We start from the raw sequence: 17,029 nt of genomic DNA on the forward strand, positions 1-17,029 counted from the left end.
GGACTCGGGACAAGTCGTCGCGGAAGCGACGACACCGACGATCCAGGCGCCCAACGCAGTCCCCGCTGCGCCCATGGTGTCTGTCGCCTATCCCGCCGCCGTCGAGCCGGATGCTTCTGCGATCCAGCTCATTCGGGCGAGAAACCGGGGTATCACTGAAACGGCGGGTTTCCTGCAAACAGCTTTGTTCGGCGTCGTGATCGTGGGCGCGGGATATTTTCTGTTCGCCGACAAATGGATCGGCACGCCTGCGGATTTCGCAGCCGTATTGTTTTGGGCTTTCGGAACCGACATTGGGGCGGACGCAGCAGCGACGGCGGCCAAGGCCTACAAGAAACCAGCCTAACGGGCGGCATGTTGGCTGCAGCGCTGTCTACGCCAGCTACGCAGGAGTGGGAACCCATGGCCGAAGCGGGGCGCGTTGCGCTCCGTGGCCTGAAATATCCTAGGACAGATCCGTCGGTAATGCGGCCATTCTCTCATGCGGCGCACGCAAAATGGACCGCCAACGCGTCCGAGTTTGCCTCGCTCCATCCGTGTCAGGTCATTTTGAGGGAATGTGAGTGTTAGGCGCCTGCGTGAAACTCAAGTGGTTGCTGGTCGCCCTAAAGCCTGGTTGCCAGCGTTAACCGGCTTTGTCGGCCGGCTAATCGACCCCGCGATCCGCTAGGATAACTGGTTTGTTTCTAGCCAGTTCGGCGTGCCATTCGTGTTCTTCGGCGCGGGCGTGGTCGAGGGTCCAGCGCGGGTTGAACGTATCGGCGTGAGATCGCACATAGTCGGCCATGTGGCGCGCCCGATCGCCTTCATTGTTGTAGGTGACGCCGGAGTAGTTGATCGCTGCCCACTCGAGCATGCGTGTCAATCGGCGTTCAAATATTGCAAGCCGAATGACACGTTGGCGCGCTTCCTCCGGACGCATCAAGACAAAATGGCCGCCCTCTGCTCGTCCACTGTGGCTAAAGTCTGCGAGAGGTGGTTAAGCGCCTACCCAGCAATGCATGCGGGTTCCCCATTCCCTCTCCGGGCGCAGTTCGCCGAACTAGCCTTGGCCATTGCTCGTGCCGCTCGTCTGCCCGCATGATGGTCAGCACCCGCGTTGTCACCAATGGATTGGCAGGATCTCCAATCCCAAGCATGGCTCAAATACTCGGGGAAGGTGTAAAGTATCTAGCTGCGACCACGGCCTTTAGGAGCGCGCGCTTGACGATTTTGCTCTACATCATGCTTGCGCTGATCGCACAGGCTTCATTCATTTTATTGGCGATTCTCGGCTTGCATTTACTGCATTGGGCGCGACTCAGAAAACGCGGTCCGATTGAAGATGGAGCCGTCGGCTCTTCGGGTGCTGAAGTAGTAGTCACATTTGTACACGGAACTTTCACGCCGGGCGGTGGCGCACTGTCAACCAACTCAGCGCTTGCACATGCGCTCCGCCAGAAGCTCGCCGGGAAGCGAATGGAAATTAGGACAATACAATGGACAGGGTGGAACACACTCACCTCGCGACGGCACGGAGCTTCCATCCTGATCAAACATATTCGCAGGATCAGACGAGGGCAGCCTTACGCGAAGCACTTTATTGTGGCTCATAGCCACGGGGGTAACGTTGCTCTGGATGCGGTTCAGTCTGGCATGACTAGCCGTGCTATTTCTGGGATGGTCAGCATATCAACCCCCTATCTAGTATTTTTGCCTGTCATGTCCTTCAAACAGCTGAGTTATGCGATTGAATTAGCAATGAAGATACTTCTCTTCATAGCCTGGCTTATGCTCTTCGGTTTTATACACGGCAACCTACCCGGCGATACTGAGGCGGGCTTGAGCTGGCGGGACGGTCTCGATTTCTTCCTTGCATTTTTTACATTGGTTATCGTGTCTTTTCCAATTGCTCTTGCCGGAGATCGACTACAGCGCACGGCGCGGCGGTTGAATAGATTTCTTGCAAATGACGCAACTACGACAAGTGCATTGATTGTTCGGACCCCGAGCGATGAGGCAACGCTGCTGCTGACGACGCTGATGGCCATCGCGCGAATTCAGATGTCAATTTTCCTTCTTGCAGTCCGTTTCTCTCGGGTGGCAAGGGTGTCTGTGAAAACTCGCTTGCTTCGTTTGCCGGCGTGGGTTCGTGAAGGCGTCGTCACTCATGCTTTGACCGGCCCATTAGGTGCGTGGCTGCTTCGCACTTGGACGACGGTGTTGGTAATTTCAATGTTAGCAACTCATTTCATTGTGTGGTCTGCCGTATTCGACGTTGTTCAATATTATCCACGCTGGTTCGTGTGGTCGTTCTTGCCAATTGCGATCGTCATGGCGATAACCGGAACGTTATTGATTCTCGATTTTTCTCCAGTATTTTTCTTGCTCTTTATCGGATTGTGTTTGCTGCCTGTGGTGTTTTTTTTCGCTGCAATGCTTGCGCCATTGGCGATACTCGTAAGCATTATTTGCGCAGCCGCGATAGGACCTGGCCTGACGCTCGGATCTTTTTTGAGTCTTCCGTCCATTGAGGGTACGCCTTTGGGAAACGTTGAAGTCGTGAATATAATTCCTGGGCATCGTGCGGTTAGCGGCAGCACATCGCCCAGTGTCCTTCGGTTACTTCATTCGTCGGCGCTTGAAGACAGAAATGCAATCAAGGCAATTTGCGATTGGATAGCCGTTCGCGTTTGAGTTGGCGTGATCTGGTAGTGGTATGAACGAGGTAGACCTGCGACCGGCCGAGGTGGCGGAGCCGCGGGTGCCGGCGCATATGCGACGCCGCGAGTGACTAGGCGCTAGTGTTCCTCCGTCGCCCTTTGGGATACGCTACTCCCGTGTCGCCGAGCTACTGTCGGGTCCCCGGGCACGGCGGCGATGTCACTTTGTGCCGCTTCGCGCGCTTGTGCCAGCAGGGCATGAGCGCTTCTCGTGTCGCGATGCTCTGCACTAAACATCTCAGCGAAGTCATGTCTTACGAGAAATACGGCAGCAGCATCGATGTCACCGAGTTCCGCCAATTTAGTGCAATAATGAACTAGTCGCGATGTAAGGACTTCTCTTAGGCCTGCTTCCTGAACTGTGGGGACTGGTGCCTCACCATAGGCCTCAGGCGGCTCCGGCTCCGGCTCCGCCATCCCGGATTCCCTAAGTACCCTGTCGACCTTGGTGATTTCTGCTCGCAGAACCTGCTTTGCGGCACCGTTGCGTCCTTCAGAAATGAGCTGATCTGCTTCTGCGGAGATCTCTTCCTCACGCCGTAGCGAGGGCTGCGGCTCAAAGCCAACTAATACTTGCACACTGCGGTCTGTGGCGAGATCGAGCCGCTGTAGTTCGGGCTGCGATGGTCGCAAGGCCAACCACTCCTCCTCGGTTCCATCGGCGAGCCGTCCTGGTTCGCTGGCTGGTTCAACCCACTCACCCATCCTGCTGGTCCACATTGCAATTCTTTCACGCACCCGCAAAAGGTGGTGCGACCAGCTTGCGTGACGAACAATCTTATCGGAAATGTTCGAATTGTGCCGGACGCGGTCCAGTATCTCCGTGATCCAGCGAAAATAATCCAGTGCAATGAGTCCATTCCTGACGCCCGCTGCAGGTATCCCGGCAACTGTACCGTTGCCCAAAGCCTGACTAAAATGCCGCGGCGAAAGAAGAAATGAGAGATCTACGTTAGGCCACTGCGGGTCAATGCTGCTGGTTTCCCAAACAAAGTCATGGAACGACGGATCCATCTGAACAGCGCTCGTAAGATGCAGATAGGATGCGAATGCACAGAACACCGTCTTGTCCAAATCAGGTATTCGGAGTTGTCCTAGTTTAAGGCGAGATATCAAGTCCCGCATCAGAGTAAGATCAGGGGTCCCTTCGGCAGATGCTAGTGACGCTTCAAATTGTTCCAAGGCTTTTCTAAACGGGGCCAGATGTGGCCAATAGTTGAGATCGACATACCCGCTGGCAGTCGCAAGTTCTATGAGGCCTGCAAATATATAGAACCGAATATGCTCAAGTTGATCACGTGCGCGTGGGCAATGAAATCCTGAACGTCCAAATCCGAATACTCGCCGACCGGATCGCTCCGCAGATATCGATCGACAATGCTTGATGTAGTCCTGTCGGCACTGGGAAGATCACCGGCTACGCATTCTGCAATGCGTTCAAGTGCGACAGCTGTGAACCAGCCATCAGCGGTGGTCGCTTGCCGCGACCTGCGACGAGAATTATTGGGCGAGGAGGGCATGCAATGCCTCGATCGGCTCGCAATAGCTTTCGTTCGGCTTGCAGATACTTCGATGGTTTTTATTCATAATTGGCTTAAAGGGCGGGTCTTGATCGAAGCCGTTCTGGCTAACTACGCGATCGTTTTGGGCGTGATAGACTAGCGCTCGAAGGTGATTGATCGGTGCGTGGCGCTTTGTGCGCGCCTCTCGCAGCTCTCGGCAATCGTTTGCGAGTTTTACAAGGAATGGACTCCCGACTTCAAGATCACGGAGCGACTGAAAACAAACTGAGGCCAACGATCCGATCAGTTCTGCACAAGGAAAGTTAAGGTTGAATCCGGAAGCAATTAGACGAGGTATGGATGATCCAGCATGTGCGGGGGCAAAGAATAGAAGTGTGAATTTTCGCATTTCAACATCAGTGAACCCATCTGATGCTTGGCCAAGATCCATAATTGCTCGCCGGGAAATCACGGCACCCATCGAATGGGCGACGATGAAGATCCTCCTGTAACGCATTTCTTTCGCACGCTTTGGCGCGCTGTTAGGAAGAGATGGGTTAATGATACGGCTAACTGGATCGTGCGTGACATCAATCAGAAAACTGAGAAGCTGCGCCGCGCAAAAGGGAACTTGAGGCGTTAGGCTCGGGTAATGCAGGAAAAAAAGGTCTGCTCGGGAGGCACCGGACGACATCGCAGCTACTTGGGGGAAATTCTCCCAAGTTCTGCCAGCGTCACCGCCAAAACCGTGTATGAATAGGATCGCGTCATGAGGTTGTTTTTGACGAGACAACACTACTTGGCTTCTTGGCATCCATTGTTCGTCTGTCACCCATCTCAATGTGGTCTGAGGATAATGCTGAATGACGTGATGCAGTGAAGAGGGCGCCACTTGGGGCACCGAAGTGGATCGTCTTCTCGATGTCTGATGAGCCATTGCTGCCTCCCGTCCGCAAGAAGAAGCGCAGAACAGTAGCAACTTTGGCGTTAAGAATTGAAACAATCAACCCCCTCCGGCCGCGGTTTGGAGCGTGCGCCTCCCGTGGAGCCGGTGGAGGCCGCCTTACGCTGATAGAGGTGGGCGCGAAGAAATAGTGAAATGATGGAGTAGTTACCCCGCGGTGCTTGCCGGTCTCACCAGACGACCACCATAGAGATTACGAAGGAGGACATGGATGCCTTCCTGGCGGGTATAGTGATCAAGGATACTGCAGCGAACGATCCGATTTTCAGGAAGGTGCCACTATTATTCCTGGAGGGGACGTCCGTTATCGTTTGCCCACTTCTGTGCAAACGAAAAAGACGGTTTTTGCCCCAGGACGGGATGCCTATCAAAAACGCAGATTTCTTCGAATTTTAGCACAAACGCTAGCACAAAATATTTAGGTGGTGATTTGTATAAATAGTCGTCCGTTAAGAAGCTGATTTAAGCGCGGGCTGGAGGCTGACGACCGCGATTAGGGCTGTGAAGATGAGGCACCAAAGGGTCTTCAGCCAGGCGAGGATACGTCGGAAATTGTGGCCCACGGCTGAGAGGATGACGTTTGCGGCATCGCCGGCGCGGCCTTTGAGGTAGCAGCGGCCGAGGTGACCTTCGGCCTTCAGGTGTCCGATGATGGGCTCGATGGCGGAGCGGCGGCGCAACTCGCGCTTGATGACACCAAAGACGCCGCGCTTCTGGCCGGAGATGAAGACGCGACGGGGATTTTGCGCGTTGTGGCCGCGGTATCCCTTGTCAACATAGGCGCGCTCGATCGGACAGCCGGTGAGTGTTTCGGTGCGATCAATGATGTCCCGCAAGGTGTGACCGTCGTAGGGGTTATCGGGCAGTGCCCTGGCGTGCAGCACGAACAGGCCACCGGGAGCCCGGCGGTTGTTGGTGACGATGGAGGCCTTCACTCCGAACTCGTAAGGCGCCGCGGCCTTGCCTTTGCCGATGCACTCCACCTCAGGGGCATGGAAGGAATAAAGCTTCCAGCCGCGCTGGCGCTGCTGCTGCGAGCGGATCTGCGTGGCCCGGCCAAGCGGGAGGGCGAACGTCTCCTCCAGTGCTGGCTGGCCCTCGATCTTGCGGCGGATGTCGCGGATGATCCGGCCCAGCCTGGAGCGCAGGATACGCAACTGCCGCTGATGCCGCCTGAACTGTTTGGCATGGGCGTAGCGGCCCGCCATCATCGCTGCGGCCTTGGCGACGCGACAATAGGTTTGCCGCAGCCGCACCCCGTGCCTGGTCGCGAGGCGGTTGAGCCCCTTGATGGCCGCATGCAGCAGCTTGGCATCGGTCGGAAAGGTGATGGCCTTCGGCTGCACCGTGGTATCGACCGTGACCCGCTTGAGGTCTTTGCCGCGTAACGCGCCGGTCTCGTGCGCCACCCGAAGGCTCTCGGCCAACAACAGCTCCAGTCTGTCGCCAAGCCGCTTGCGCCAATGGCTCAGGTCCGAGCGCTCGTGCGGGAATGCGTGCTGGAAGAACTCTTCGCCGGTGAAGAACTGGAAATACGGGTCGTGGACCCAGCGCTCACACACCCCCTCATCGGACAGCCCGTAGATGTGCTTGAGCAACAACAGCCCGATCATGAAGCGGGTCTCAATCCCCGGCCGGCCGTTCTCGCTGTAGAGCGGCGCGATCTCGCCGTCGATCCAGTCCCAATCGATGTTGCCGGCAAGCAGAACCAGCTCGTGCTTCAGATTAATGATCTGGTCCAACCGCGCCCGGAACAGATCGTTGGATCCCGTCGACTTGTGCTTCTTCGGCCGCATCGGTCCCTCCGATACGACAGGGAATCATGCTTCGCTCTTCGAGGGAATCCAAAATCGAATTTGCAAGGTTCCGGTGCCCAAAGCACCAAAACCTTGCAATCTCAAATCAACCTTCAAACCAGATCATGATTCCAGATCAGCCGCTTAGCCGTTGTTCACGGACGACTAAATAAAATCAACTACTTGCGACATGTTCCATCGGTCTCATAACCTGAAGGTCATAGGTTCTAATCCTATCCCCGCAACCAAGATTTCTAAATGAGATCAACGAATTAGCCGCCTCTTGCAGGCTTTTTCATTTCTTACCAGTCCTTTCCAAGCGGTTTCTTCCAACGTCGCCCAGATCGGTACAAAGTCAAAGGTAAAGAGCCGTCCGGCGATATCTGGCTATCGCGGCGAGCGACCTCGCCGACCAGCTAGAATTGCCAGCATGTTGACGACGGATAACGTGCCTTCCGAACAAAGTGCCGCTCAAGTTATAAAGTGAAAATAAGTTCCCAACCTGCACCCCCAGTCGACGTGCGCTTATGAAGTACAGGATCGGGCGCTGATCCAACTTTCCGCTTCCGTAGTTCAACGGCATCAGGGTTGAGTTCTTGTCACGGCATAAGCAAATCATCTGTATCGTCTGGTGCGACAAACTGCCTTGCGGCAAAAATTAGTACGACGAAAGTCGCGACCCACGCCAAGCGGGCTCCGTAGCGGTCATGCGGGCCGGAGATGACGCCGCAGATGAAAGCGTTGCCGAGCAAGGCGAAGGTGATGGCCCCTGCGAGCAGAGTGAGATCATCGAGCGGGCGCCGCCAAAGACCCCGTCCGAACAGCAACACGACCAGCAGCATCGATGCCAGTGCTACCGGAATGTGTACGTAGTTTACCGCCGTGAAGTCGAGCCGCCAGCGCTGCTGGTTTGCGGCGCGCATCGGTCCGACCTGTGTCGGGATGTAGCGTTCGATGATCCCGTAGGTGTGGCCAATCCACTCATTGATGCCTTCGCCGGTACCGACATGGACTAGTTGTTGCGCGGTAGCGGCCAGTGCAGCGTCAGCCTGCTTTGCCGGGTATTCGATGAGCGAATGCAGCACGATGAAGCTCATCTCGTCGTTCAGACCCTTGAAGCGGCCGAGTGTGTTGAACATGCTATTGCCCCACAGAAACTGGTCCGCTGTCGCCGGTAACTGATCGAGATAAGGACAGAGGTTCAGCTTCTGCCGCGGACAATGTTCGCGCAGATAATGCGCGACGATGCCGTCTTGCAGCATTCGCCCAAACGCAACGCCATAACCGCCAGGTGTCCACGCTACCTGTCCCGACAACGCGAAATTTGCCAATAGCAACATCGCCGCACCGGCGGTGATGGTAAGACTGCCTTGCGTTAGTCCCAGGGCAGTAATACGTCCGCGCAGAAATGGACGCGCGATCCATCCGACACAGCACAGTCCAAACAACACTCCCAGTGTGGCGCTGTGCGTAGCTGCCGCAAAGGCCGTAAGAGTGAACAGGAGACACTTTTCAATTGTCGAAGTCCTATTGCCTTGCACGACCAGGATGAAGAGCGACAGCACGGACAGGCCCGTGAAAATGTCGGTCAAAAGCATACTGGCAAGCCATGGCAGCGCGGTGGTTATGATCAGGACTAGGCTTATCACCAAAAGCCGCAGCGGTTGCGCTAAACCCATCGCGCCAAGCGTCAGTTGCAGGATCCAGAGCGTTGCCAGCGCTTGAATTCCGAGATTGATCCAGAAACTTGAATCCTCGCCGAAATGTAGGTAGATGCCGAACGCCGTGGACCGGCTGGGCACGAGATAGCCTTCATACCACCGTGCCAAATAGCCGCCGGTATCCCACTGGAGCAGCGGATAGCCGTTCCAAAGGGCGGGCGCGAGCAGCATCAAAGGGATAGCGATGGCGGCGATCCAAACCGACCTTGAGTCGGTGATGCGCCCCCGTAAGACTTGCGTGTTTATGACGTTCCCCCGTCCCGTTTGCCAGACCATGCCCCGAAACATCTGTGGAATCAAGGATGTGGCCTGCATGCCCGCGCTTAATCACCCAAAAGTCCCTTCGTTGGGGAGTAGCGTAGATAGGAAAAAATACATCGTAGTACGATAGAAGATACATCGCAGTGCGATACATCTATGCAGAACTGCTCAGATAGTAGGCGTTGCGCGCTCAAGTTCGGAAGAAATGGCTGAAATTGGCTTGTTCTGAAGCGGGTTGTCCGTGCCTACGTTGGCATATCGGTTGCATCCGTATTCACCCCAGAGCCGATGAGAAGTCTTGCGCGGCCGTAGATCGGCTGGGAAACCAACAGGAGGAAGAATGGCATATCTCGTGCCTTCAGAATTCGTCACCAAGATGGTGGATGCGGGCGAATCCAAAATCTTCATGTCTACGCGTGATACGGTAATCCGCGCTTACATGGCGGGTGCCATTCTCGCGTTGGCGGCCTGGTTTGCCGTCACGATCAACGTGAACACGGGCCAGCCGCTGGTTGGAGCGCTCCTTTTTCCCGTCGGATTTTCCATGCTGTATCTGCTTGGATTTGATCTGCTGACGGGCGTATTCGTCCTTGCGCCGCTCGCGTTGATCGACAGGCGGCCTGGGGTAACATTGGCCGGCGTATTAAGAAATTGGGGACTTGTCTTTGTGGGCAATTTCGCCGGCGCGCTGACGGTGGCCTTCATGATGGCGTTTGTGACGACATTCGGCTTCACGCAGGATCCCGACAAGGTCGGCACGGCGATCGGAAACGTCGGTGAGGCCCGAACGTTGGGCTACGCGGCACACGGGGCGGCCGGCATGGCAACATTGTTTTTCCGGGGCATGCTGTGCAACTGGATGGTCTCGACCGGGGTCGTCGGCGCCATGATCTCGACTTCTGTCCCAGGCAAGGTCATTGCGATGTGGATGCCGATCCTGGTGTTCTTCTATATGGTGTTCGAGCATTCCGTGGTGAACATGTTCCTGTTTCCATCGGGTTTGATGCTCCACGCGAAGTTTTCAATCATGGACTATTTTATCTGGAACGAGATTCCGACGGTTCTTGGCAACCTGGTCGGTGGCCTCGCGTTCACAGGGCTTACCCTGTACGCCACGCACGTCAGGACCGCGCCGAAGCGCGAAGTGGAGATGGTAACGCGACGTGCGGTTGCCTGATGATGTATCGGGAGGCCTCGCGGTGCAGCATTGTTCTCCAGGAATATGGATAATGCTCGAATCGCTCCTGGCGCGGTTCCGGTGGGTTGCGGATACAAAGATTAACTGGTGGATGCCGGTCACGTGAATCGGCGAAGCAATGCACAGCGGATCAGGTCGCATGAAGCGAACCAGGCAAGTGGTGCTGTTGTTGTTCGTAACCATTGTTGCGCTGTCGTGGCAAACGTCATTGCGTGCCCAAGCAGTTGCCCGAGTGGGAGTTGTCGTATCAGATTTGACCGAAGCTGAAGGCCAAGCTCTCGGCCTTCCAGATCGCGGAGTGTTCGTCGCCGAAGTCAGGAATGACACTTCGGCGGCCAGGGCAGGCATTCTTGCGAGGGATGTGATTTTCGAACTCGATGGAGGTCCAATCCACGGGCTCGATGATTTCATATGCCGAGTGTCGCGGAAGCAGCCTGGTGACTTCATTAGGTTCCAAATACTTCGAAGCCTAAAGCCCTTGGCGATCACTGTCAGCCTGGGGACTTGGCCTAAGGAGTCTTTGTCATCTCGGCGTTTGCCGGCGGGATGTGGTGTCGTGGATGAGCAGCTAGGCACGATATCGTTCAAGACGGTCGATCGCGCCAGGCTCTTGACTTTGATGACTCTGAAGTCAAGCTAGGCTTAGTGATTTCAAGGTTTGGCGAGCCATATGCTTCGATCGAAGCAAGACAGAAAACCCAAAAATTCTCCTGGCTCGCACAAAAGGAGAGTGGGTCGAAAGAGCGGAAGTGCAGTTAATTACGAGGCTCTAGCCGAATTTCGATTTCAACTCCGGCGGTTCCTTGCGTTCAGTAAAATCAATGCCCGAAAGAACAACTTAACGTCACAACAGTACCAAGCGCTGCTTACGATAAAGGGGTTGTCCGGGCCTCATCACTATATGTCGGTGGGTGAACTTGCAGATTTCCTGCTGGTTAAGCACCACACTGCGGTAGGTCTGATAGATCGGATGGCCAAGAGCGGGCTTCTGAAGCGCTTCCGGGATAGCAGCGACGGTAGACGGATTCAAGTGATGCTCACGCGCAAAGGCGAGCAGCAGTTGTCCAACGTCGCGGAGCTCAATTGGGCAGAGCTCCGCTCCCGCAAGCTTTCCCTGCCAAGAATACTCAAGTCGTTTTCCTAAGCATCGCCGTATCTGCGATCGCGCCAAGTATGGCAGCCAATGTCTCGTTGGCCGACGTGTTGGCCTGAATCTTGAATGGCTGTCCGCGACGCCATCGCCGCCGTCACCTTTAAATTCTGGGTCGAGACCTCGTCGCGCTCATCGTTTGCGCGGCGCCTGACTCTCATTCGAAAACCCGATCGCCAAAACGAGAATTAGGATCGCCATTCAAAGGAGCACTCTTAGCTATGACGAGATCAAGGGGAATTGCTGACCAGAGGATTACGCGGCGCCGGGCCCTGCGGACCGGGGCCGCCGCTGCTCTGTTCGCGGCCGTGAAATCGGGCTTTCCCGCAGGAGCTTTCGCAGAAGGTGTTGGACCCGAAACAAAGGCGGCCAAATTGGGCTTCATTGCCTTGACCGATGCTGCGCCGCTTTTTGTCGCCAAGGAAAAGGGGTTCTTCGCAAAGTATGGCATGCCCGACGTTGCCGTCGAAAAGCAGGCCTCGTGGGGTACGACGCGGGATAATCTCGTTCTCGGATCACAGGGCAACGGTATCGACGGCGCTCATATTCTGACGCCGATGCCGTATTTGATGACCGCTGGACTGGTGACCCAGAACAACGTACCCACACCCGTTCAAATTCTCGCCAGGCTTGATCTGAACTGCCAAGGCATCTCGGTGGCGAATGAATATGCCGACCTGAAAATCGGGCTCGACGCCGGGCCACTAAAGGCTGCCCTGAACAAGAAAAAAGCAGCCGGAAAATCAGTCAAGGCGGCAATGACGTTCCCTGGAGGAACGCACGACCTCTGGATCCGATATTGGATGGCGGCCGCCGGCATCGACCCCGACAAAGACATCGAGACCATTGTGGTGCCGCCGCCGCAAATGGTCGCCAACATGAAGGTGGGTACCATGGATTGCCTTTGTGTAGGCGAGCCATGGAATGAGCAATTGATCCATCAGCAAGCCGGCTACTCAGCGCTGACGACCGGCGAAATTTGGAAGGATCATCCCGAAAAGGTCCTCGGTATGCGCGCGGAGTGGGTCGAAAAGAATCCTCGGGCAGCCAAAGCCCTCCTGATGGCAGTCCTGGAAGCGCTGCAATGGTGTGACAAAAATGAGAACAAGGATGAACTGGCGGCTATCAGCGCCAAGCGCCAGTGGATGAACGTACCTGTTGCGGATATCGACGAGCGCATCAAGGGCAATTTTAATTATGGAAACGGACGCGTCGAAAAGAACAGTCCGCTGTTGATGAAGTTTTGGCGAGACTATGCTTCATACCCGTTCCAGAGTCATGATTTATGGTTTCTCACGGAAAATATCCGCTGGGGGAAGATCCCTCAAAACACGGACACGAAGGCGCTTATCGCAAAAGTCAACCGCGAGGATTTGTGGAGGGAGGCTGCAAGGGAATTGAATGTGCCCGCTTCCGACATGCCCGCGTCAACATCGCGCGGCAAGGAAACCTTCTTCGACGGCAAGATTTTCGATCCGGAGAATCCACATCTCTATTTGAAGTCTCTGTCGATCAAACGGATTGATGCCTGATATGCCCCTGTTGTACCGTATTAGCACGGACGTTCATCGTACTTGCGGGTGAGCTGAAGTTGATCGTTCCAGCTCAGCGTTGTTCCGTTGTGCGCGGCGATGCTTGAGATGGGATTTGAATTGAGCTGGCGCCTGGCGCAATTGCGACGCCTCGCCGTTGCCCCTGTCGATACCCGCGCCAGCCAGAAGCCATCGCGGCCGACCTCATAGGCGACCGCGATCCGCTTGATCGTGTGTTCAGCCTGCTCGGCTTCCTTCCACCAACGATGCAGAAGCTGCAACAGTCCATCCTGGTCGGCCGTGAGCTTCTTCAGAGGCTGGCGTTCGATTCCCGGCACGATCCGGCAACCAGCCAGCTCGACTGGCCAATCTCGATCGCCGCAATCAATGTGGAGTCTTGTTCGAGAGTAACTAGTGATCTGCTAAAGGCGTTTCGCTTTGGCATGGAGTGCTCCACCGGTTGGTTGCAGCGACGATGGTGCCATTGCTTCGCCGCGCCCATGGGAAGTCACAATTTCTTACACGCACAAACGTGCCAAAACCGCTCAACAGGCGAACGAGATCGACGAACCGGCCGGAGGCAAATGATTGAAGTCGAGCTCTATACTCTCGCGCTTAGCAAGTGGGCGGTTATGGGAAAGGCTAACTCGGTATTGCCCTTCGGCACCAATAACTCCGCACATTTCGCGCCGATCACGGCCGCGGTCGAGCAGTGCGCGACCGCGTTCGGCGATGGTCTGCAGCAACTCGCCGAAGAACGAAGTGTTCATTTAGGCCCTACAGCAACACCCATAAGGTGATCAGGCAGCCATGTGGCGATACTTGGGAAGATAGACATAATGATGATACCGACGATCATCATCATGACGTAGGGCACGGACCCCCACAGCACCGTCTTGGTGGGCACGTCCGGCGCTATGGCGTTGACCACGAACAGGTTCAGCCCGACCGGCGGGGTTATAAGCCCGATTTCCATATTGATGGTCACTATGACGCCGAACCAGACCGGGTCGAAACCGGCGGCCGTAATTATCGGCAGCAGGATCGGTGCGGTCATCAGGATGATGCCGGCGGGCGGAATGAAGCAGCCGCATACCAGCAGGAAGACGTTGATGAGTCCCATCAGCACCCAGCGATTGAGGTGCGCGTCGGCAATGGCCTGCGCCAGCGTCTGGGTGATGTAGAGCGAGGTCAGCATATAGCCGAATAACACGGCGGTCGCGATAATCATCAGGATCATCACTGACTCGCGCGTAGTCGAGCGCAGTATCTGCCACCAGGCCATCGGGCTCCACATCCGGTAGACTACGATTGCCAGGATGACGCACAGCGCGGCGCCGACGCCGGCCGCTTCCGACGGCGTCGCAATGCCGCCGTACAGCACGTACATCACCCCGATCACGATGAACAGAAAGGGCGCAACTTTCGGAATCGATTCAAACTTCTCGCGCCAGGTGAACCGGAATCCCGCCTCGTAGGCACGGAAGCCTTTGTACCAGATGTAGACCAGCGTCCACAGCATGAAGAGGCCAGTCAGCAACAAGCCCGGCAGCACCCCAGCCAAGAACAGACGACCGATGGAGGTCTCGGTCGCGATGCCGTAGAGGATGAAGGTGATCGACGGGGGGATCAGGATGCCGAGCGTGCCACCGGCGCAGATCGACCCGGTTGCCACTTCGTCCGGGTAACCACGCGCGCGCATCTCCGGTATGCCCATCTTGCCAATGGCGGCGCAGGTCGCCGGCGAGGAGCCGGTCAGCGCCGCGAACAGCGCGCAAGCTCCGATATTGGAAATCACCAGCCCGCCGGGTACCCGGTAAAGCCAGCGATCGAGCGCGATATAGAGATCCTTGCCGGCCGGCGACGAGCCGATCGCCGCCCCCATCATGATGAACATCGGAATGGAGACGAGCGTGAAATCATTCAAGCCCGAATAGAGCGTCTCCGCCGCAACCCGCAACGAATCGGTGCCCTGGAACAGCACCAGGAACGCAACGCCGACGGCGCCGAGCCCGAAAGCGACCGGCGCGCCGGTCAGTAGCACCAGCACCGTGGTGACGAGCACGAGAACGCCTTGGGCAGCCGGGCTCATATGCCGACTCCCGGAATGTTCACATCAGTCCCGCTCTCAGGCAAGCTTGCGTCGACCGAGCGCTCCTTGAGCTCGATGCCGAACGGCGGCTCGCGGCCGGTGAGCAGATTGAGCAGATCGACGACATACTGCAGCGTGAGAATCCCCAAGCCAACCGGCATGGCACCGTAGGGAACCCACAGCCGCGCTCGCCACATGGTGTCAGACACCCAGCGGCCCTCGTAGGCCTCATGCCAGAATTGAAAGGTGAGCACGGTCATTAACAGGCAAAAGCTCAGCGAGACCGTGATGGCGCAAATGGCGAGCCAGTAGCGCGCACGTTCGCCGACATAGATCGGCAATACATCCACGTTCACATGGCCCTTGGTCAGCAGCACGTAGGGCGCACCGATGAAGGTGGCCGCAATCAGGCTGTAGGTGACGAAATCGGTCTGCCAGATCGTGTTCTGGTTGAGAACATAGCGGATGAACACCATCTGACAGACAATGATTACCGCGACCGCCGTCAATGCCGCCGCGAAAATCCCGCAGGCCTGCGATATCAGCGTTACAAATCGATTGAGAATGTTCATCCGTTCCCCGCTCCTGTGAGCGCAACGAGATTGGCCGGCGAACTGCCGGCCGATCTTTATCGAAGGAGCGCTACTTGACCGCCAACGCCTCGTCGATCAGCTTCTTGCCGTCGGGCACTTCCTTGGCGAACTCGGCGTAAGAGCTTTTTTGTGCCACGTCGAGCCAAGCCTGGTACTCAGCCGCCGACAGGGTAATGACTTCGATCTTGTTATCCTGGAAGGTCTTGACCATCTTTTCGTCGAGACCCTTGCTCTCCTTCGCGAAATATTCTTCCGACTTCTTGCCGGCCTTGAGCAGCACGTCCTGTTGCTGCTTGTTGAGCTTGCCGAATGCCTTCTTCGACATCAGCACAGGCTCGTACATGAACCACAGCGCATTTTCGCCCGGAGCCGTGATGCACTTGACCTGCTCGTAGATGCGGAACGAGACGAAACTGCCGGTCGAGGTATCGGTAGCCTCCGCGACGCCCGTCTGCAGCGCATTATAGACTTCGTTCGACGGAATCGAAACGATCGAAGCGCCTGCGGCCTGCCACATCGCCGCGAACGTGGGGCCCGCGGAACGGATCTTCACGCCCTTGATGTCTTCCGGCTTGCGGATGCAGCCTTTCTTGGAGGCCACAGCGCCGGCGAGCCAGGCATCGGCGAGCACGATGACGCCGGCCTTCTCGATCTTGGCCTTGATGTCCTTCATGAACGGCGAGTTCGCCATTCGCGCGGCGCGGTCATGGCTGCGGACGAGGCCCGGCATCAGAGTGGCACCGAAGTCACGCACCTTGCCGCTGGCGTAATCAAGCGGGAATGACGAGATGTCGAGTTGGCCGTTGACCATGGCGTTCCACTGGTCGTTCGGCTTGAATAGCGAGGCGCCCGGATAGACTTGGATCTCGAGGCCGATATTGGCGGCCTTGGCTTCCTTGGCGATGATCTGCACCATCTCGTCACGCGGATCACCTTTGCCGCCCGGAAACTGGTGAGAGGCTTTTAGCGTCACTTGCGCTTGAGCCGGCGCCGACAGCAGGATGGCCGCCGCCGCGGCGAACAATACTATAGATACATTCCTCATCTTATGTTTCCTCCTCCAATACCGCTGCGTTTGGTCGACCGAAAAATAACGAGATCGCTCGCACCGTTTTGGGCCCCACGCTCCTATAACCGCATGCAACCGTTACGGGGCATGGGCAGCGTCGACCGATGATCGTATGACGGCCTGACCGTGGGATCAAACAGCGCTTCTCTAAAGGTCTTGAGATCAGCGTGCCTTCCTTGCGAAGAGCGTGCCGCGCAACTTGCCTTAATTGCCGATCACCTCGCACCGCACCATAAGATCGAGATTGAAGGTCAGGAAATAGTGGCAACGGCTCCCACGAGTGTGCAAGCATGCTGATTCACCGCAAAAAAGATGGCATGCAAGCGCCGCACAAGATTACGTCCAAGAGACGGGAAGGCTTCTTGGAGGTGTCTTTCCCTTGAGGGAGGACCATAAGGGTCAACAAAGCTCGACCCAACCGAAAAATTGCACAACAGGGCACTCTGGTG

15 protein-coding genes are annotated in these 17,029 nt (G+C 56.4%); 5 read left to right on the forward strand and 10 right to left on the reverse strand.

Annotation, left to right across the window (positions count from 1 at the left end; translation table 11 throughout):
* Positions 1-646 precede the first annotated feature (646 nt).
* A complete protein-coding gene (locus tag ACPPVP_RS18930; RefSeq protein ID WP_426536936.1) occupies positions 647-856 on the reverse strand; it encodes a hypothetical protein in 210 nt (69 codons plus the stop codon).
* A 347-nt stretch (positions 857-1,203) separates the two neighbouring features.
* Between ACPPVP_RS18930 and ACPPVP_RS18935 the strand changes: the two genes are divergently transcribed.
* On the forward strand, positions 1,204-2,676 hold the full coding sequence (locus tag ACPPVP_RS18935; RefSeq protein ID WP_426536938.1) for a hypothetical protein: 1,473 nt from the start codon (positions 1,204-1,206) through the stop codon (positions 2,674-2,676).
* A 104-nt stretch (positions 2,677-2,780) separates the two neighbouring features.
* On the opposite strand, the gene ACPPVP_RS18940 is transcribed toward ACPPVP_RS18935, so the two are convergent.
* The 4 genes from ACPPVP_RS18940 to ACPPVP_RS18955 form a co-directional block, all read right to left on the reverse strand.
* Positions 2,781-3,884, reverse strand: coding sequence for a hypothetical protein (locus ACPPVP_RS18940; protein WP_426536940.1), 1,104 nt, complete (start codon positions 3,882-3,884; stop codon positions 2,781-2,783).
* A gap of 318 nt (positions 3,885-4,202) precedes the next feature.
* Positions 4,203-5,141, reverse strand: coding sequence for an esterase/lipase family protein (locus tag ACPPVP_RS18945; RefSeq protein WP_426536942.1), 939 nt, complete (start codon positions 5,139-5,141; stop codon positions 4,203-4,205).
* Between the two features lie 476 nt (positions 5,142-5,617).
* Positions 5,618-6,964 (reverse strand): IS5 family transposase, encoded by a 1,347-nt coding sequence (locus tag ACPPVP_RS18950; RefSeq protein WP_426527868.1) that lies wholly within the window; start codon positions 6,962-6,964, stop codon positions 5,618-5,620.
* Between the two features lie 599 nt (positions 6,965-7,563).
* Positions 7,564-8,973, reverse strand: a complete 1,410-nt coding sequence (locus ACPPVP_RS18955; protein ID WP_426537937.1) for a hypothetical protein — start codon at positions 8,971-8,973, stop codon at positions 7,564-7,566.
* A 313-nt stretch (positions 8,974-9,286) separates the two neighbouring features.
* On the opposite strand from ACPPVP_RS18955, the gene ACPPVP_RS18960 reads away from it, so the two are divergent.
* The 4 genes from ACPPVP_RS18960 (at position 9,287) to ACPPVP_RS18975 (ending at position 12,826) form a co-directional block, all read left to right on the forward strand.
* Positions 9,287-10,123, forward strand: a complete 837-nt coding sequence (locus ACPPVP_RS18960; RefSeq protein WP_426537939.1) for a formate/nitrite transporter family protein — start codon at positions 9,287-9,289, stop codon at positions 10,121-10,123.
* A 160-nt stretch (positions 10,124-10,283) separates the two neighbouring features.
* The gene (locus ACPPVP_RS18965; RefSeq protein WP_426536944.1) at positions 10,284-10,784 is read left to right on the forward strand and encodes a PDZ domain-containing protein; all 501 of its coding nucleotides are present in this window, start codon (positions 10,284-10,286) and stop codon (positions 10,782-10,784) included.
* 30 nt (positions 10,785-10,814) lie between these two features.
* On the forward strand, positions 10,815-11,288 hold the full coding sequence (locus ACPPVP_RS18970) for a MarR family winged helix-turn-helix transcriptional regulator (RefSeq protein WP_426536946.1): 474 nt from the start codon (positions 10,815-10,817) through the stop codon (positions 11,286-11,288).
* A 227-nt stretch (positions 11,289-11,515) separates the two neighbouring features.
* Positions 11,516-12,826 carry a CmpA/NrtA family ABC transporter substrate-binding protein gene (locus ACPPVP_RS18975; RefSeq protein ID WP_426536948.1) on the forward strand — a complete coding sequence of 437 codons (1,311 nt, stop codon included), beginning with the start codon at positions 11,516-11,518 and terminating at the stop codon, positions 12,824-12,826.
* Between the two features lie 20 nt (positions 12,827-12,846).
* Here ACPPVP_RS18975 and ACPPVP_RS18980 read toward each other — a convergent pair whose 3' ends face one another.
* From ACPPVP_RS18980 to dctP, 5 genes are all read right to left on the reverse strand, one after another.
* Positions 12,847-13,164, reverse strand: a complete 318-nt coding sequence (locus ACPPVP_RS18980) for a hypothetical protein (protein ID WP_426536950.1) — start codon at positions 13,162-13,164, stop codon at positions 12,847-12,849.
* A gap of 207 nt (positions 13,165-13,371) precedes the next feature.
* Positions 13,372-13,596, reverse strand: a complete 225-nt coding sequence (locus ACPPVP_RS18985) for a hypothetical protein (RefSeq protein ID WP_426536952.1) — start codon at positions 13,594-13,596, stop codon at positions 13,372-13,374.
* Positions 13,593-14,918, reverse strand: a complete 1,326-nt coding sequence (locus tag ACPPVP_RS18990) for a TRAP transporter large permease (protein WP_426536954.1) — start codon at positions 14,916-14,918, stop codon at positions 13,593-13,595. The genes ACPPVP_RS18985 and ACPPVP_RS18990 overlap by 4 nt, the downstream gene beginning before the upstream one ends.
* Positions 14,915-15,490: a TRAP transporter small permease gene (locus tag ACPPVP_RS18995; protein ID WP_426536956.1), complete on the reverse strand. Its 576-nt coding sequence runs from the start codon at positions 15,488-15,490 to the stop codon at positions 14,915-14,917. Before ACPPVP_RS18995 ends, ACPPVP_RS18990 begins: the two co-directional genes overlap by 4 nt.
* A gap of 70 nt (positions 15,491-15,560) precedes the next feature.
* The gene (gene dctP, locus ACPPVP_RS19000) at positions 15,561-16,556 is read right to left on the reverse strand and encodes a TRAP transporter substrate-binding protein DctP (protein WP_426536958.1); all 996 of its coding nucleotides are present in this window, start codon (positions 16,554-16,556) and stop codon (positions 15,561-15,563) included.
* Positions 16,557-17,029: the final 473 nt, after the last annotated feature.

Source organism: Bradyrhizobium sp. McL0615, assembly GCF_049993905.1.
GTDB lineage: Bacteria > Pseudomonadota > Alphaproteobacteria > Rhizobiales > Xanthobacteraceae > Bradyrhizobium.

Coding starts and splice junctions, on each gene's coding strand:
- ACPPVP_RS18955 (WP_426537937.1), bottom strand. CDS start 8,973: ATGTTTCGGGGCATGGTCTGGCAAACGGGACGGGGGAACGTCATAAAC.
- ACPPVP_RS18965 (WP_426536944.1), top strand. CDS start 10,284: ATGAAGCGAACCAGGCAAGTGGTGCTGTTGTTGTTCGTAACCATTGTT.
- ACPPVP_RS18975 (WP_426536948.1), top strand. CDS start 11,516: ATGACGAGATCAAGGGGAATTGCTGACCAGAGGATTACGCGGCGCCGG.
- ACPPVP_RS18985 (WP_426536952.1), bottom strand. CDS start 13,596: ATGAACACTTCGTTCTTCGGCGAGTTGCTGCAGACCATCGCCGAACGC.
- ACPPVP_RS18930 (WP_426536936.1), bottom strand. CDS start 856: ATGCTCGAGTGGGCAGCGATCAACTACTCCGGCGTCACCTACAACAAT.
- ACPPVP_RS18950 (WP_426527868.1), bottom strand. CDS start 6,964: ATGCGGCCGAAGAAGCACAAGTCGACGGGATCCAACGATCTGTTCCGG.
- ACPPVP_RS18990 (WP_426536954.1), bottom strand. CDS start 14,918: ATGAGCCCGGCTGCCCAAGGCGTTCTCGTGCTCGTCACCACGGTGCTG.
- ACPPVP_RS18945 (WP_426536942.1), bottom strand. CDS start 5,141: ATGGCTCATCAGACATCGAGAAGACGATCCACTTCGGTGCCCCAAGTG.
- dctP (WP_426536958.1), bottom strand. CDS start 16,556: ATGAGGAATGTATCTATAGTATTGTTCGCCGCGGCGGCGGCCATCCTG.
- ACPPVP_RS18995 (WP_426536956.1), bottom strand. CDS start 15,490: ATGAACATTCTCAATCGATTTGTAACGCTGATATCGCAGGCCTGCGGG.
- ACPPVP_RS18960 (WP_426537939.1), top strand. CDS start 9,287: ATGGCATATCTCGTGCCTTCAGAATTCGTCACCAAGATGGTGGATGCG.
- ACPPVP_RS18970 (WP_426536946.1), top strand. CDS start 10,815: ATGCTTCGATCGAAGCAAGACAGAAAACCCAAAAATTCTCCTGGCTCG.